Origin of the sequence: Methylobacterium sp. J-030, from assembly GCF_022829545.1 — a bacterium.
In the GTDB taxonomy this organism is placed as follows: domain Bacteria; phylum Pseudomonadota; class Alphaproteobacteria; order Rhizobiales; family Beijerinckiaceae; genus Methylobacterium.
The window spans coordinates 25,137-37,188 of record NZ_JAKSYM010000062.1 but is presented as its reverse complement, the minus strand read 5'-3'; the positions used below and the strand labels follow the sequence as shown (position 1 = coordinate 37,188).

Genomic DNA, 12,052 nt, shown 5'->3' with positions numbered 1-12,052 from the left:
CGCAGGACGGGCACCGCCATGAAGCGCTCCCGCCACGTCACCCTCGTCCTGCTCGGCACCACCGCGCTCGCCGGCTGCAACGACGACCGCACCGCGCCGCCTCAACCGTCGCCGCGGGAGTTCTCCGAGAGCCTGGCGCTCCCGATACAGAAGCCCCGCTGCGACCGACCCGAGGATTTCCCGCTGCCCGAGTGTCACGAGCCTGGGCCGCAGACCGCGCCGTACGCCGGCACGGGCAAAGCGGCTACGGCCTCGGGCGGCCACATCGGGGGCGGCGTCTTCTGGTTCTTCCACGGGGGCGGGTCGTCCTACGGGCCCGCGACGTCGGCCGCCCACGCCTACGCCTCGGCCGGATCCGCGGTGCGCGCGGCCGCGCCCGCCGGCACCACGTCGTTCGGCGGCTTCGGCGGGGCCGGACGCGCGAGCGCATCGTTCGGCGGAGGCGCGTGATGCCGACGCCGGACGCGGATGACTACGTCGAGGAGGTCGTCCGCCACTACCGCCCGATCCTCGCCCGGGCCGGCGATACCCTGACATGTCCGAACGGGCATGCGGTCGCGGACATCGTTCGGGATATGCGCCTCGGCGTGATCCTAATGCCCGAGATGTTCGCGAACTGGCGTGGTCGAGAAGGCTGGACCCCACAGGCCTATAACCCGCGGGCGGGCATCCAGGGCGACGACCTTCCGCTCTGTCCGGTCTGCGAGGCGAACCCATGGGTGGCGCCGAACGGCCGGCTGATCCCGCGAACCCAGCGCGGCTTCCGGTGCGTGCCGGACGATCCGGCCCAAACGGAGGAGAGCGCGTGATCATTCATGATGTCCCGCCTGAGCGTCGCCCAGACGTCCAGGCCGCCATGGCACAGGTCGGATACGAGGCCCGCCCTACAGGACGCCTGCGCCTCCTCCAGACCGCGAGCGCCGCCCGGCTCCAGCAGGAGTGGCGCGGCGAGTACGGCACCGTCTGGCTCAACGTGCCGGTCGTCCAGGTGGATGAGTTGCCGCCACGATGGGTCGAGGCGATGCCTCCGGAGGACGCAGGCAACGGCGAAGAGCGGGCCACAGAAGGTAGCCCGCCGTGAGCGCCCTGCGCGAGCGCATCCGGGACAGGCTCTGGTCTGTCCGGATCGATCGGTCCGGCAAGCCGCGGAAGGGCAAGCGTCAGCTGCTCTGGATCAAGGAGCCGGCGTTCCGGTCGAGAGGTGCTCTGCGGGAGTACCTGAACAAGCAGCGACCGGGGCCGCGCCGACGATAGGGCTGCCGGGAACACTTCAGATCGGAGGAAACACTGTGAAGAATGAGCCTCACCTGTCCACGACCGAAGGCAAGCCCTTCGGCGCCACCTGGCTCATCACCGCGCCCTGGGCGCACCCCGCCTGGAGCCAGTACGCCCTCGCACTCTACGACCTGACCACGCCGAGCGACCCGGCGCCAAACATCTACCTCGATGGCGCCACGCACGAGCTGCTCCTGGTCGCCCTCGACCCGAGTTATCCAGCGACGACCACCCGGGACATGGTCGAGGGTCGGCAGCTCCACCCGCTCAGTCCGCCGAACCACGGATATCAGTTCAAGGCCGAGAGCGACGCCGCCGCGGTGAGGCGCCTCCAGCAGATCGTCGACGACATTGAGGGGCGCTGCCTATCCCCCGATAGCGACTTCCGCGCGGCGTGGGATGCGCTGTTCCGCGACGCACACTCCCTGCGGAGATAGCGGGCGGCGATGGGGGACGGGAACTCTGCCCACCACGAAAGAGGATGCGGGATGGCTTTGGAACAGATCAGCGAGCGCGAACACATCGGCGTCCATGGGACGTGCCGCGACTGCGGAAGCCCGGTCAGCCACTACACCTGCAACCACGATCTTGTTCGTCAGAGGCCCGAGGCCGCCGGATGGGATTGGTGGTCGGCGTGCGACAACACCGAATGCCCAAACCATGAAGGTGAGGGAATTTTCCAGTCCCGACCAGATTGGGAAATCCCTACGCACTGAATAGCGCGGAGGGGGCAGAACTCGAACGGGGCGAGCAAATACATTCGCTTCCGCCTTTTTATTTGCAAATACTGCGAAAACACTGTTGACGTCTCAAGCATATCTGTGCATATTACAAGCACAGACAGAGACGGAGCAAGCAAATGCTCAAGATCATCGACACCAAGACCAACAAGGTGGCCTTCAACCGGATCAGCGAGACCGAAGCCCACAAGCGGGTCGACCTCCTCAACTCCTGCGGGATCGTCCGCTACAAGGCACAGCGGATCTGATGGGAGGGGGCTTCGGCCCCCTCTCCGGTTTCGGCGGAGCTGTCATGGCGAAGTGGAAGCGCCTCGAAGATCTCACGCCCGCCGAGGCCGAGCGAGCAGCACCACTCGTCGAGGCCGCCCGTAGGAACGGGCTCGTCGGCACCCATGTCATCCTGGGCCCGTCGGCAACCGCCGGACAGGCTCGACGCGCGCGCCAGCGCGAGGCCGCGGACTTCAAACGGCGAGAGGCGCTGCGGCGACGGGACGGTTCAGTCGCGTAGCCGACCGTCTGAGACGGAACATCGCCGGCGCATGTTGTCGCGGCGGCCACGTTGTCGTGATCCGGAACATGGTAGGAACGGAGAGCGGCGCCGAGAGCCGCGCCCTTGCATCCGATGTTCCCCCGCCAGGAAGGCCCGCCGCTCGACCCGACCCTTGGCCGCAGCCCCAGTTGGACCAGCGGCGACGTCCTGCTTTGGCTTAAGCGCGCCTGCGGGACCAACCCCAAGACCAGGAGCGCCGCCGAGGTCCGGCCGATCAACTGGCTCAACGAGTACCTCGACATCGTCGACCCGGACTGGACCAAGAAGCGGGACATCCTCCTCGCCTGGGCCCAGTGCCGCGCGGACCGGATGAGCTTTCAGGATTTCATCCGCTCCCGTCCCCGCTGGGGATCTCCGGCGACCGTGTATCGCCTCCGTGACGAGGCGGCTGCGCAGATCGCCGCCGGTATCAACGCCGCCATCATCGATCTCCAGGGAAACGGTCAATGACGATATCTCTCGTTCCAATCTATACCTGAGCAGTCGCCGAAAGGGCAGTTTGGTCGGATCCGCATCAAGGTGTATTGCTGCGGCGCAACTCAACCCTGAGGTGACACATGCGCGATACGAGCAAGGACGGTGCGCAGCGTTCACACGCCTTGCTCGATCGCATCGCCGACCTCCTACACCGACCCACTGCCGACTTCTTCGCCGCGGGAAGCGCCGAGGTTATGGGTCGAGACGTGAACGAGCTGCTTGGCCTCCTACACGATCTACCTGATCCCGAGGATCGGGCGGAACTGCTACGGTATGCCCGCTCCATCGTGGCCAAACGGCTGGGTTGCGTCCCCTCACAGGCATGAACGACGCCCCGCGAGGGCTCTCAGCCATCGCGGTCCTGCGCCTCAATCGATCGCGCCAAGGCCACCGCAGCTTGGTACGCAGCGAATTCAGCCGCCGCTATCACCGCCGCATCTCCTAGATCTCGGGATGCCTCCAGAAGCTCGATTGCGAGTTCGGCAACACGTTGTGCACGTCCTCCGTTTGGATCAGCCGCGCCGGTCGGACCGTTCAGCGACAGGATCATGATCGCGCGTTCCCTGTGGGTCCGTATGCGGTTGGGCGAGCGCTCGTGCGCTGGGCCGGTGATGCCTGACGACAGGATGGACGGGTGACTGGTCGTGAGGCCGAGCGGTCCAAGACTCCGGGCTTGTGCCAACGTCCCTCGGGACGCAGCAAGATGAGGGGATCCGTTGCCATGGAAATAGCACCCGGGTGTTCGTCGAGATCGACGATCATTTCGACGTAATCGAAGTCTGAAAAGGAAAACTCCCGCGCGTTGTCGGCGATGCGCGCGCCGAGGACTTGCTTCCAGAACGCCACATACCGTTTCTGCACGTGACCGTAGATCGTTCGATACCCCTTCATACGACAGAATTCTCGAGCGGCTCGGATGATGACGAACGCGATCTCGGATCGACGATGCTCACGCCGAACGGCAACACGTTCGAGCTTCGCAAAACCCGCGAAAAGCCGAATGCGTATTGTGGCGGCGGGTTCATCGTCGATGTAACCGATCAGATGCGTAGCTGTGAGATCGTTTCCGTCGAACTCTTCCGCGTACGGACAGATCTGCTCACCGACGAAGACCGAACTCCTGATCGATAACATTTTGCTGTAATCATCGAGATCGCGCACGATGCCGACCGCATATTTCGATGCCGGGCTTGGATAGCTGTCGTAGAGCGGCCTTTCCTCGTCCCGCGCCACCCGCCTGAACACGTAGAGCGTATCAGCATTCGCGGAGGCAGTCGGGGCGATCGGCTCGAAGCCGAGCTGAGGCATCAGGTTTTGCCCCGCGAACGTGGCCAGTCGCGAGTAAAGATCCGCATCCCGGCGCAGAGGCGCGCAGACCTGCTCGAAGGCGAGCCCAACCCCTCCGGCGACTTGTCCCGGCGCATAGATCGCGGCGAAGTAGATGGCGGCCGCCCTTTCATGCTGCCCGACCAGGTGTTCCTCTGCTGGATCGCGTGGGTCAAATGATCCGTCAAGAAGGGCCAGGTGTCCTTGAAGAGATAGCGGCAATATCGCGAAGAACCCTTGCGCCATTGGGTTCGCCCAATCGAAATTTTTCTTCAAGGCGATAGCGCGAATGATGTCTGGGTTGGCCGACATCATTCGCCGTAGTGCGTCAGCCGAAGCTGACGGACCCACCTCTGCTTCCCATAATCTGAGCAGTCTCTCGATCTCCAGCATGCTTGGCGAGAAAATCACCACCCGGCGCGCGGTCCGTTCGACATCTAAATGATGCAGGTTATGCCGCCCGGCGGCTGTGACAGACTGCCCAGCATCAGAGAAAGCTTTTGCGTCCGCAGCGTGAGCTGTCATGGCTTAGTTGAACCTCTGCAAATTCTTGTGAAGAGGCGAACTCTCTCGCACTGTCGGAGGAGGTTGTATGCGGTCAGGGGTGAAACGCAGCGTTCCAACCATGGAAAGCCTCCCTGGCTCGCGGGCCGAAACGCGACTGGATTGGCACCTTCTCCGCCTGTTTCTGGAACTCCGGCGCGCGGGCAGCTTCCGCGCGGCCGCCGAGCGCCTCGATATGTCGATCAACACCGTGCGGCGGCGCGTCGAGGAGCTGGAGGTGGTCCTCGGCGTGTCCTTATTCACACGGCACGTGGACGGGGTCAGGCCGACTCCGGAGAGCGACAGCATCCTGCACAGCGCACTTGCGATGGAAGAAGCGGCTTTCTCGGTGCTCAGGGCGCGCGACGCGCTCGAGAGTGACGTCGCGGGCGACGTGCGCCTCGCGGTGACCGAAGGACTGGGGTCGGTTTGGTTGACCCCAAGGCTCGCCGAGCTTCAGCAGCAGCACCCGCGGCTGCGCATCGACATGAATTGCGGACTAAATTCGGCCGATGTACTTCGCATGGAAGCCGACATCGCAATACAGCTGACGCGTCCAGCCGCGGGCGATCTGAGGATGATCCGATTGGGCTATCTCCACTCGATGCCGTTCGCTTCGAGCAGCTACATCGCAAAATTTGGAGTCCCGAAATCGGTACGCGAGCTCGCAGATCATAGGCTCGTCCTGCAGATCGCTGAGCACACCGGGCAGTCGACGCTGTTTCAGGCTGCAATCCCAAACATGGATCGTGCGCCCTACGTGCCATTTACCTCAAATGCAAGCACAGTACACGGGCTAGCCATCGCAAACGGCATTGGGATCGGATGGCTTCCAACATACATACACTCACTACAGTTAGGTATCATTCCGATTGACTGCGGCGTCAATTTTGAGTTCGATATTTGGCTGACCTATCACCCTGATGTTGTTAAAGTCCCGCGCGTCCGACGAACAGTGGACTGGCTTCGCGCATGTTTTGACGGGCGTCGATACCCATTCTTTAGGAAGGAATTCATACATCCAAAGGATTTACCGGTTCTTGATAAACATCTACCTTTGGCCCAGTTCTATCGAGGTTATATTCCCTGAGTATTGGAGCGGCTCCATTGCGTGGGGCGGGACACGGTTCGTTGCGACGATCATCCAAGCGCAGACGGATCGAAAATAATGCTTGACCGTGAGAAAACTGGGATCGGATCAGTCGCATGTTGCTGACCAATGTGGCTCGGCAGGACGATTGGGGACCACCGTGCCGGTTAGTTCGCAGAGCACCACCCAAGGGGCGCGCAAGCGCCGGAAGATGACGATCGAGGAAGCCCTTCGTTGGGCGATCCGCGACGAGCTGCCGAAGCGCCGGGCGGACAGCCCGATCCGCGGCCCGCGCTGCGCCTCCGACCCGGTCTGGCGCATGGTCGCCATGGGCGGCCCGGTCGACAACTGGTCACGCGAGCCCGGCATGCCGCCGGCGATGGGCGACCCCCATCCGGACGCCATCACGATCGAGGCGCACCTGCAGGTCCTGAGCGAGACGCTTCAGAAGGCGGCGGCCGGCTCGGCCACCTGCCCGCTCGATCTGACGCCCTATCCGATCCAGTTCAACCTGCGCGGCAAAGCCGATCTCGGGGTGCTGACCTCGGCCGCACTACACGCGACACCCTCATGGCTCATGACAGGCGCGATCCGCCGGCCGCCCGAGGTCGCGGGCGGCATCGAGATCGAGCCGGTGATGTCGGACAACGGCAAGATCACGCTTTGGCGGACAGTCCATAAGCCCAGCGGCGAGGGACCGGATGGGAAGCCGTGGTTCACCAGTCACGACGAGATCGCGACCTCGAAGGGCGACGCCCGGGACACCGGCCTGTTCTGCAAGCTGAACTACACCCGCACCGGGACCGAAGTGGTCGAGGAGCAGCTGCGCTACGCCTACTGGCACGCGGCGCTGGTCTACCTCGTGCCGGCGCTCCAGTTTCTCACCAGCATCGAGGTCCTGCCGCCGAAGGCGCCGATCGCGCCGTGGGTGGAGCCGGCGGAAGAGGTGCGCACTCCGCTGCCGAACCTGCGCCCGCGCCGCCAGGTCGAGCGGGATCGCCGGGTGGCCGGACGCCGCGCGGCGCCGCCGCGCGCCTCGCCGGTCCGGAAGATCGACCCGCGGGACTGGAGGCCGCCGAGCGAACGGACAGGCTGACAGTTGGAGCGGTCTCAAGGCCTGGTATTGCTGGCCCGGGTCCGCTCCCGACCCAACCAAGATGTCGGGAGCGATGTCGGCGCACCCCGGAAGCAGATGTTCCGCTTCCAGCCCGTGTGTGCCGTTCGCGTCTAAGAGGATTAGCTTCTCTGCCGACGACCTTCAGTTCAGCGCGCGATACCAAAGCGAACGAAGAACCCATCAGGATCTTGGACCCCTACGCCAGTGCTAGACGCATTCGGTAGAGCGCCCCGACCGACGAGCGCCGCAGCGGGGGTCAGAGCGGCAAAGCCGGCGACCAGGGCCAGAACAAGAAGGGTTTTCAGGTTGCGCATGATTAGACCTGTTTACGTGTAACCCGATCATGCCGGCCGACCATGAACGATCGCATCATAGCGACCTCGAGAATTTGAAGTATCCTTCGGAAAATATCCAAGCCCCCTGGCTACAGGTTGTACGAAGATAATCACAACTTGAAGCTGCATAAGTTATTATTAACTGCTATACGCAATAGACAACCGCTAAGACCAAGCAATTAGCTGCCGGCAGCCATATCGCGCGTTAGGCCGCGAGCTGAACGGGACGCCCGCTGGCACGAACGCCCGTCCTCAAACTTCGCGCGGTTCAGAGTAGGATCTCATGTCTTTCCACGTCGGCACCCGCATACAGCTGATCACCCTGACCGCACTCGGTGGCATGGCGGTGCTGATCGGGCTCGCAGGCTGGGATATGTCCCAGACGGTCACGGACGCGCGCGAGTTGAAGACGCGTGATCTCGTCGAGACCGCGCAAGGGGTGCTCGCTTACTTCGAGGGCGAAGAGCGCGCCGGCCGCATGAGCCGCGATGCTGCCCAGCAGGCGGCCGTGGCGGCCGTTCGGGGCCTGCACTACGCGGGCAGCGAGTATTTCTGGATCCAAGATATGCAGCCTCGCATGGTGCTGCATCCCAAGGCTGACCTGATCGGCAAAGATATCGGCGGGATCGTCGATCCGGCGGGCAAGCACCTCTTCGTCGATATGGTCGAGCAGGTGAAGCAGTCGGGCGCGGGCTTCGTCCCCTATCTATGGCCGAAGCCCGGCCTGGATCAGCCGGTGGCGAAGATCTCCTATGTGAAAGGCTTCGCGCCTTGGGGATGGATCATCGGATCGGGCATCTACGCGGACGACACAGCGGCGCAGATGCGCCCGACCCTGATGCGTCTGCTCGGCGGCGCGGCCATCGTTGCGATGATGATCGGTTTTCTGGCTACCCTTATAGGGCGCAGTGTGGTGCAACCGGTGCGGGCCATGACGGCGTTCATGACTGGGCTCGCTGCGGGCGATCTGACCCGAGAGGTGCCGGGCGCGCAGCGCCGTGACGAAATCGGTGCCATGGCGGCGGCCGTGCAAGTGTTCAAGGACAACCTGATCCACACCCGGGCTCTGGAGGCGGAGACCACGCAGGCGCGTTTGGCCGCGGAGGAGCAGCGCAAGGCAGGCATGCGGCAGATGGCCGACAGCTTCGAGCAGGCAATCGGCGGCATCATCGGCACGGTGTCGTCCTCAGCGACCGAACTACAGGCCACGGCCGGTGCGATGAGCGGCACCGCCGCCGAGACTGCCGCGCAGTCGACGGCCGTCGCCGCAGCCGCTGAGGAAGCGGCTAGCAACGTTGGTACGGTCGCGGCGGCGGCCGAGGAACTCGGTTCCTCCGTCCTGGAGATCGGCCGGCAGGTGGACGGCTCCGCGGCCATCGCGCGGCAGGCCGTGACCGAGGCCGATCAGACGGGTGCCCTGGTGCTCGAACTGAGCGGGGCCGTCGAGCGGATCGGCGACGTGGTCGGGCTGATCTCCTCCATCGCCGGCCAGACCAATCTGCTGGCCCTCAACGCCACCATCGAGGCGGCGCGCGCCGGTGAGGCCGGCAGGGGCTTCGCCGTCGTGGCGTCCGAGGTGAAAGAGCTGGCCGGCCAGACGGCTCGGGCGACCCGGGAGATCTCGGGCCAGATCGGGCTGATCCAGGCCTCGACCGGTCAGGCCGTGGCGGCGATCGGCGGCATCACGCAGCGGATCCGGGACATCAGCGCCACCGCCACCTCGATCGCCGCGGCGGTCGAGCAGCAGGGGGCGGCCACGCAGGAGATCGTGCGCAACGTCGCCCAGGCGGCGACCGGCACCGGCGAGGTGACGGGCAACATTGCCGGCGTGGCCAGCGCGGCGGAGGATACGGGTGCGGCCGCCCACCAAGTGCTCGGTGCGGCCTCGGAACTCTCGCGCCAGTCCGAGCACCTGACGGCCGAGGTCGGGCGCTTTCTTGCGACCGTCCGCGCGGCCTGACACAACTCGCGAACGTCTGCTTCCGCTGCATGTCTGAGCGGAAGTGGACCGGTAGAAATCCACCCGTTGCAGACGGTGCCGGCCATCATCACAGATCCGCTTGTGCTCAAAGTGTAGCTTGACCGGGAGAACGGCTTGCGGTAGTTCGGACCCTGCAGAGATTTAGAAGGTCCTGGCGACGACCGCCGGGGCCTTCGTCGTTCCGGGGTCGGTCATGTAGCCGTGAGGGCGAAAGCCCGCCCGTGAGCCGGCCGGACAGTCAAGACACTGGCGCGGGCCACTCCACAGACCTTCGCCCGAACGGGCAACGAGATGGTGCGGCGGACCATGGTCCGTGAAAAAGGCGTCGCAGTAAGCCGGCCAGCCAGGACGCCCGAAAGATCCACAGCTGCCCTCGTGCAGCGGTTGAAGCTGTAGCCCCGGCCCGCACCTTCCCCATCCGCTCCCAAAGCACTTCATTTCTTGGTAGGCTCGCTCCCATGACGGATCCGCGGCCGTGACCGAACGCGACATCGTCGAGCGCCTGCACGGCCTCTGCCTCTTGGCGGACCGCCTGCGCGCTCCGAGTCACCGCCACACCCAGGAAGACTACGTCGCCGACCGCGACGAGATCCGCGACCACGCCCGGCGCTTCTACCGCGACCTGACTGGCAACTGGCCGGGCCACGAGGCCGGAGCACCGCCAGCTCGCCGGGCACAGCTCCCGGTTCCAGCTGCTATGCTGCGCCACCGGGAGCGCGTCCGGACCGCAGCGAAGACGACCTGATCGGCAGCAGCGGGCCGGCCTCTGCTGAGGGGCATTACTGCCCGACCCGCTGACCGAACGAGAAGACCGTCTCAAGCCTCCCGCGCAGTCGTCTTATCGCGAGCGCCTCGCGATTTCATCTGCTGCGAGGTCGCTAACCCCCACAATTCCACGCATCCACAACCCCGCTCCGGCGGGGTTTTTCTTTGGAGCGTTCATGACCGCCGCCCAGCGCTCCGCGCTCCTCGACCTGTGCGCCGCGATTTAGCGCTGCGACTGCGCTCCGGCTGACCTCCGCTTCCGGGCGAACAGCCTCCAATTCCGGCTGGCGTTCGACACCGCGTTCTTCCGCTCGATCTTCGGCTGAGAGCCCGATCCGCATGACCTTCAGCGCCTCCGAGCTCGTCGACCAGGCCGTCGAGCAGCTCGCCCCGATGGTCGGCACCTCGCCGGCGAGCTTCCGGGCTGCGGCCGACGCGTTCGACGCCTACGCAGCGAAGGCCCCCTCGGCGATGCACGAGCGCATCGCCGCCGTGGTCAGCGAGGAGTGCCGGAACGCCGCCGAGTGCGTGCAGGTGCGCCGCGCCTTCCTGCAGGGGTTCCGGCTGTGAGTGTCCTGGCGCGCCTCGCGCTGCTGATCGGCCTGCGTCGTCCCGCACCCGTCCGCTCCTGGCGCGATCCGGCACCAGCCCTCTGCGTCGGCCGCCCGATCCACGCCGGACGTGCCATGTCCGTCGGTGAGGCTCCCTGACATGGACGGTCTGATCCTCGAATTTCCCGCACCGGAGCATGTCTCCCCGTTCGTGCCGCCGGTCTGCCTGTCACCGATGACCGCGCAGATCCTGGCGATCGCGTTGGTGATCCTGCTGTGCGGGGCGCTGATCCCGAGCAAGGCCGCCTGCCGCTGACATGCCGGACCTGATCGAGCGGCTGGCGCCCATCCCGTTCATCGCGTTGGCGCTGGTGCTGCTGATCGCGATCGCCGGCCTCGACGCCCACCACCCGTGCCGCTCGGCCGCGACGTCGTTCCGCGACGTCCTGCTGATCGCCGCCCTCCACTTCGCGCTCGCCGCCTGCGTCCTGATCGCCGCGCTCACTCTGGGAGATGCCGCATGAACACGGTCTTCGCCCTGATCCTGGTGTGCGCCGCCTCGACCGCGCAGCCCGACTGCACGCGCGAGACCGCGCTGTCAGTCGCCGCCATCGAGACTCCTTCGGTCTTCGCCTGCATGATGACCGGTCAGACGACGGTCGCCCGCGAGGAGATGCTCGGCGACGGACGATATTCCAAGGTGATCTGCAGCGGTCGGCCATGAGCGCGCGTCGCCGCCTCGCATGGACGGCCGCGCTGGATCAAGCCCGGACCATGCGCACGCAGCGCTCCCCCATTCGGGAGGAGCGGCTGCGCGGGAAATCGGGCTGCACGGTCGGCCTGAGCTGCTGGCGCGGACAGTCGGGCCGCCGCTACGTCGTCGCCGTCCTCACGCTGAAACAGGCCGAAGGCCGAGACGCTCCGGGCGCCGTGTTCCTGGCGATCCGACACGGCGAGTTGGGCCTCGCCCGCATCGTCGGCGCCGGCCACCGCGGCACGATGGCGGAGGCCCTGGCCTTCGCACGCGCCGATCGCGCCACCGAACTCCACCTGTACCGGCTCGCCGAAACGGATGACGAGCGAGACGCCATCGTCGAGGACCTGATCGGTGACGACGCGCTCTGACCGGCCGGCCCACCTCGACCTCTGGTCGCTGATCGGCATCTACGCGGCCGCCGCGACCATCCTCGTCGAGGCGAACTATCACCTGCCGATGGCCCTGCTCGCCGAGTGGGGCCGGATCCTACGGGACGCGTGATGTTCCGCGCCTGGTACCGCCGGTTCGCGCTGGGCTTCGCCCGG

At 65.5% G+C, this 12,052-nt stretch carries 20 protein-coding genes; 18 read left to right on the top strand and 2 right to left on the bottom strand.

The features are described from left to right. The first annotated feature begins 18 nt into the window (after positions 1–18). The 8 genes from MKK75_RS03025 (at position 19) to MKK75_RS02995 (ending at position 3,368) form a co-directional block, all read left to right on the top strand. On the top strand, positions 19–450 hold the full coding sequence (locus MKK75_RS03025; RefSeq protein WP_244041153.1) for a hypothetical protein: 432 nt from the start codon (positions 19–21) through the stop codon (positions 448–450). After that, the gene (locus MKK75_RS03020; protein ID WP_244041152.1) at positions 450–809 is read left to right on the top strand and encodes a hypothetical protein; all 360 of its coding nucleotides are present in this window, start codon (positions 450–452) and stop codon (positions 807–809) included. The genes MKK75_RS03025 and MKK75_RS03020 overlap by 1 nt, the downstream gene beginning before the upstream one ends. Then, positions 806–1,081 (top strand): hypothetical protein, encoded by a 276-nt coding sequence (locus MKK75_RS03015; protein WP_244041151.1) that lies wholly within the window; start codon positions 806–808, stop codon positions 1,079–1,081. Before MKK75_RS03020 ends, MKK75_RS03015 begins: the two co-directional genes overlap by 4 nt. A gap of 208 nt (positions 1,082–1,289) precedes the next feature. After that, positions 1,290–1,712 (top strand): hypothetical protein, encoded by a 423-nt coding sequence (locus MKK75_RS03010; RefSeq protein ID WP_244041150.1) that lies wholly within the window; start codon positions 1,290–1,292, stop codon positions 1,710–1,712. A 422-nt stretch (positions 1,713–2,134) separates the two neighbouring features. After that, a complete protein-coding gene (locus MKK75_RS35620) occupies positions 2,135–2,263 on the top strand; it encodes a hypothetical protein (RefSeq protein ID WP_279593541.1) in 129 nt (42 codons plus the stop codon). 44 nt (positions 2,264–2,307) lie between these two features. Then, entirely contained in the window at positions 2,308–2,523 is a 216-nt protein-coding gene (locus MKK75_RS03005) for a hypothetical protein (RefSeq protein ID WP_244041149.1), read from the top strand. A gap of 105 nt (positions 2,524–2,628) precedes the next feature. After that, positions 2,629–3,015 (top strand): hypothetical protein, encoded by a 387-nt coding sequence (locus MKK75_RS03000; protein ID WP_244041148.1) that lies wholly within the window; start codon positions 2,629–2,631, stop codon positions 3,013–3,015. A 107-nt stretch (positions 3,016–3,122) separates the two neighbouring features. Next, positions 3,123–3,368: a hypothetical protein gene (locus MKK75_RS02995; RefSeq protein WP_244041147.1), complete on the top strand. Its 246-nt coding sequence runs from the start codon at positions 3,123–3,125 to the stop codon at positions 3,366–3,368. Between the two features lie 20 nt (positions 3,369–3,388). Here the strand turns inward: MKK75_RS02995 and MKK75_RS02990 are convergent, their stop codons facing one another. After that, entirely contained in the window at positions 3,389–3,592 is a 204-nt protein-coding gene (locus tag MKK75_RS02990) for a hypothetical protein (protein WP_244041146.1), read from the bottom strand. Next, on the bottom strand, positions 3,589–4,893 hold the full coding sequence (locus MKK75_RS02985; protein ID WP_244041145.1) for a GNAT family N-acetyltransferase: 1,305 nt from the start codon (positions 4,891–4,893) through the stop codon (positions 3,589–3,591). The genes MKK75_RS02990 and MKK75_RS02985 overlap by 4 nt, the downstream gene beginning before the upstream one ends. A gap of 100 nt (positions 4,894–4,993) precedes the next feature. Between MKK75_RS02985 and MKK75_RS02980 the strand changes: the two genes are divergently transcribed. The 10 genes from MKK75_RS02980 to MKK75_RS02935 all read left to right on the top strand — a co-directional run bounded on the left by MKK75_RS02980 (position 4,994) and on the right by MKK75_RS02935 (position 12,008). Continuing rightward, on the top strand, positions 4,994–6,001 hold the full coding sequence (locus MKK75_RS02980; protein WP_244041144.1) for a LysR family transcriptional regulator: 1,008 nt from the start codon (positions 4,994–4,996) through the stop codon (positions 5,999–6,001). Between the two features lie 211 nt (positions 6,002–6,212). Next, positions 6,213–7,097 carry a hypothetical protein gene (locus MKK75_RS02975; RefSeq protein WP_244041143.1) on the top strand — a complete coding sequence of 295 codons (885 nt, stop codon included), beginning with the start codon at positions 6,213–6,215 and terminating at the stop codon, positions 7,095–7,097. A 639-nt stretch (positions 7,098–7,736) separates the two neighbouring features. Next, positions 7,737–9,413 carry a methyl-accepting chemotaxis protein gene (locus MKK75_RS02970; RefSeq protein WP_244041142.1) on the top strand — a complete coding sequence of 559 codons (1,677 nt, stop codon included), beginning with the start codon at positions 7,737–7,739 and terminating at the stop codon, positions 9,411–9,413. Positions 9,414–9,909: 496 nt separating this feature from the next. Further along, positions 9,910–10,179: a hypothetical protein gene (locus MKK75_RS02965; protein ID WP_244041141.1), complete on the top strand. Its 270-nt coding sequence runs from the start codon at positions 9,910–9,912 to the stop codon at positions 10,177–10,179. Between the two features lie 359 nt (positions 10,180–10,538). Then, positions 10,539–10,769 carry a hypothetical protein gene (locus MKK75_RS02960; protein WP_244041140.1) on the top strand — a complete coding sequence of 77 codons (231 nt, stop codon included), beginning with the start codon at positions 10,539–10,541 and terminating at the stop codon, positions 10,767–10,769. A gap of 141 nt (positions 10,770–10,910) precedes the next feature. After that, positions 10,911–11,066, top strand: coding sequence for a hypothetical protein (locus MKK75_RS02955; RefSeq protein ID WP_244041139.1), 156 nt, complete (start codon positions 10,911–10,913; stop codon positions 11,064–11,066). Position 11,067: 1 nt separating this feature from the next. Next, entirely contained in the window at positions 11,068–11,274 is a 207-nt protein-coding gene (locus MKK75_RS02950) for a hypothetical protein (protein ID WP_244041138.1), read from the top strand. After that, positions 11,271–11,474, top strand: a complete 204-nt coding sequence (locus MKK75_RS02945) for a hypothetical protein (protein WP_244041137.1) — start codon at positions 11,271–11,273, stop codon at positions 11,472–11,474. Before MKK75_RS02950 ends, MKK75_RS02945 begins: the two co-directional genes overlap by 4 nt. Continuing rightward, positions 11,471–11,875 carry a hypothetical protein gene (locus MKK75_RS02940; RefSeq protein WP_244041136.1) on the top strand — a complete coding sequence of 135 codons (405 nt, stop codon included), beginning with the start codon at positions 11,471–11,473 and terminating at the stop codon, positions 11,873–11,875. Before MKK75_RS02945 ends, MKK75_RS02940 begins: the two co-directional genes overlap by 4 nt. Then, positions 11,859–12,008, top strand: coding sequence for a hypothetical protein (locus MKK75_RS02935; protein ID WP_244041135.1), 150 nt, complete (start codon positions 11,859–11,861; stop codon positions 12,006–12,008). The genes MKK75_RS02940 and MKK75_RS02935 overlap by 17 nt, the downstream gene beginning before the upstream one ends. Positions 12,009–12,052: the final 44 nt, after the last annotated feature.

What these genes read in the sequence shown, in the direction of transcription:
- MKK75_RS02970 (WP_244041142.1), top strand. Translation starts at nt 7,737, where the DNA reads ATGTCTTTCCACGTCGGCACCCGCATACAGCTGATCACCCTGACCGCA.
- MKK75_RS03020 (WP_244041152.1), top strand. Translation starts at nt 450, where the DNA reads ATGCCGACGCCGGACGCGGATGACTACGTCGAGGAGGTCGTCCGCCAC.
- MKK75_RS03005 (WP_244041149.1), top strand. Translation starts at nt 2,308, where the DNA reads ATGGCGAAGTGGAAGCGCCTCGAAGATCTCACGCCCGCCGAGGCCGAG.
- MKK75_RS02950 (WP_244041138.1), top strand. Translation starts at nt 11,068, where the DNA reads ATGCCGGACCTGATCGAGCGGCTGGCGCCCATCCCGTTCATCGCGTTG.
- MKK75_RS02995 (WP_244041147.1), top strand. Translation starts at nt 3,123, where the DNA reads ATGCGCGATACGAGCAAGGACGGTGCGCAGCGTTCACACGCCTTGCTC.
- MKK75_RS02990 (WP_244041146.1), bottom strand. Translation starts at nt 3,592, where the DNA reads ATGATCCTGTCGCTGAACGGTCCGACCGGCGCGGCTGATCCAAACGGA.
- MKK75_RS02975 (WP_244041143.1), top strand. Translation starts at nt 6,213, where the DNA reads ATGACGATCGAGGAAGCCCTTCGTTGGGCGATCCGCGACGAGCTGCCG.
- MKK75_RS35620 (WP_279593541.1), top strand. Translation starts at nt 2,135, where the DNA reads ATGCTCAAGATCATCGACACCAAGACCAACAAGGTGGCCTTCAACCGG.
- MKK75_RS02960 (WP_244041140.1), top strand. Translation starts at nt 10,539, where the DNA reads ATGACCTTCAGCGCCTCCGAGCTCGTCGACCAGGCCGTCGAGCAGCTC.
- MKK75_RS02955 (WP_244041139.1), top strand. Translation starts at nt 10,911, where the DNA reads ATGGACGGTCTGATCCTCGAATTTCCCGCACCGGAGCATGTCTCCCCG.
- MKK75_RS02945 (WP_244041137.1), top strand. Translation starts at nt 11,271, where the DNA reads ATGAACACGGTCTTCGCCCTGATCCTGGTGTGCGCCGCCTCGACCGCG.
- MKK75_RS02985 (WP_244041145.1), bottom strand. Translation starts at nt 4,893, where the DNA reads ATGACAGCTCACGCTGCGGACGCAAAAGCTTTCTCTGATGCTGGGCAG.
- MKK75_RS03025 (WP_244041153.1), top strand. Translation starts at nt 19, where the DNA reads ATGAAGCGCTCCCGCCACGTCACCCTCGTCCTGCTCGGCACCACCGCG.
- MKK75_RS02980 (WP_244041144.1), top strand. Translation starts at nt 4,994, where the DNA reads ATGGAAAGCCTCCCTGGCTCGCGGGCCGAAACGCGACTGGATTGGCAC.
- MKK75_RS02940 (WP_244041136.1), top strand. Translation starts at nt 11,471, where the DNA reads ATGAGCGCGCGTCGCCGCCTCGCATGGACGGCCGCGCTGGATCAAGCC.